This is a genomic window from Endozoicomonas atrinae (genome assembly GCF_001647025.1).
GTDB classification, from domain to species: domain Bacteria; phylum Pseudomonadota; class Gammaproteobacteria; order Pseudomonadales; family Endozoicomonadaceae; genus Endozoicomonas; species Endozoicomonas atrinae.
In genome coordinates this window covers 1-2,124 of sequence record NZ_LUKQ02000476.1, presented here as the reverse complement: position 1 = coordinate 2,124, position 2,124 = coordinate 1, and the positions used below count along the sequence as shown (strand labels likewise).

Below are 2,124 nucleotides of genomic sequence, written 5' to 3'. Positions count from 1 at the left end.
GGTCAGGGAATGAGTTGTCATTGGTAACGGCAAATTCACTGCCTACTGTCTGGCCCTGGCTATCGACAATACGGGCGTAAACACCGTAGCCCTGACCATCAGCACCGGTAGAATCCATCCAGGTAACAACATACCCGCCATTGCTGAGTGAGGCGATGGCTGGGGCTTCACCGACGTTATTGGAGGTATTTTCGGTTAATGGAATCGGGCTACTGATGGTGTTACCCTGGCTATCCACCCGTTGGCTGTGTATTGTGCCGCCGTCTTCCCGCCAGGCCAATGCAATATTACCGTCATTGAGAACGGTAATGGCTGGATACTCCTGATCGACGCTGCTGGTTGTGATCTGAATTTCCTGGGCATCTCTGGGAGTACCATCGGCATCATAGCGACGCATATACAGGTCACCCTGACCGCCATTACTGGTGTATTCGTGTTGGTCATCCCAGATGGTGACAAAACCGCCATCAGGTAAGGCGGCTGATTGAACGCCTTTTTGCCCCAGGAAAGTGTGTTGAGTATTCAGCTGGAAAGCAGCCTGACGTACGCTGCCATCGGCATTATGAATTTGTGACCAGACGTTAACGGAATCCGAGCCGTTAAAGAGGTAGTGAGACCAGCTGACAACAAAACCACCATCGTCTAATACGGTTACGCTACGGCTATAGCTGGTTATATTATTTGGGTCATCGTGAACAGTAATTTCTGTACCCTGAGCTACACCCTGGCTGTCATAGCGCTGGGCTTTAATGGTATCGCCCGAACTGTTCCAGACATGGAGATAGCCACCGTCACTGGTGGCGGCCATGGCATTATAAAAGCCGCCGCCGGATGTTGCTTCTGCCGAGGCAGCAACGGTGCCGCCGGAGGGCGTCAGAACTGGCGCATCATTGATAGCGGTTAATGAAATCGTCGCTGAAATGGCATCGGCACTGAAGGCCGTGGTACCGCCATGGCTGCTGGCATCTTCATACTGTCCCGCAGTACCGGAGGTTCTATCCCAGGCACGGAAGTCAAAGGTGGCATCGCCGTTGTAATCGGTGTTGGGTACAAACCGGACTTTGTGGTAACTGTCGAGCAGCAGGGCATGGTTATCTGCCAGACTGCCGTCGTCAATATTTATCCAGGGGTCATTCCAGCCAATTTTGTACTGCCAGGTGCCGTTGGTATTATCGACGCTGGTGATGGCCATGGCTTCGATTTCATCATCACCAAAATAACCATCGAGGTCGGTGATACTGCCCTGGGCGATCTGGTAGACATAGTTGCCACCACTGTTGGTATCATCTTCGTTAATGGTGGTGAGGGTCAGACTGGCATTGGTATCAACAACCGGCGCATCGTTGACGGCATTAACCAGAATACCGACAGGGGCAATTTCCGGGCTGAATGCGGTGGTACCGCCATTAGTAGTGGTGTCGGCATAGTCGCCAACGGCACCGGCTGATTTATCCCAGGCCCTGACAGTAAACGTTGCCGCACCGTTAAAGTCAGCATTGGGCACAAAGCGCACCTGGTTACTGGCATCTAACAGCAGAGCATGGTTTTCACCCAGGCTGCCATCATTAATAGCCGCCCAGTTAGCGCCGCCATCAACCGAGTATTCCCAGCTACCGTTGCTGTTATCGACGCTGGTAATGGCAACGGCTTCTACCGGGTTGCCATCGATATCGGTAATACTGCCATCGGTCACTATCTCAGCAATGGTATTACCGCTGTTGGTGCTATCGTCTTCATTAATGGCTGATAGTTCAAAGCCGTCTTTATATAGCTGAGTGCGAATCTCATAAGCATCGTTATCCTGCCAGCTGAATGCCAGTGTTCCGTCACTGAGTTCAACGACAGTAGGCTGTTTATCGGTTTGGCCAGCACCGACCCTGAAGGCGTTGTTAACGGGAGCTCCCAAGCTATCGTAGCGCTGGGCCCAGATCTGCTGGCCATTATTCAGGTCAGCACCGCTTTGCCAGGTGACAATAAAGCCCCCGTCACTCAGGGCTGTGACATCGGGGAAGACCTGTGCTGGCAGAGAGTTGTCACTGCTGACAGAAAACTCATTCCCAATGGGCTGGCCATTACTGTCAACAATACGGGCAAAGGCACCGTAGCCTTCGCCATCCTGGCCGG

The 2,124-nt window shown here is 52.7% G+C and carries 1 protein-coding gene; it reads right to left on the bottom strand.

Features of this window, described 5'->3' with window-relative positions; genetic code table 11:
• Positions 1-2,124, bottom strand: a 2,124-nt coding sequence (locus AK963_RS33860; protein WP_202969900.1) for an Ig-like domain-containing protein, incomplete at both ends; no start/stop codon positions are given.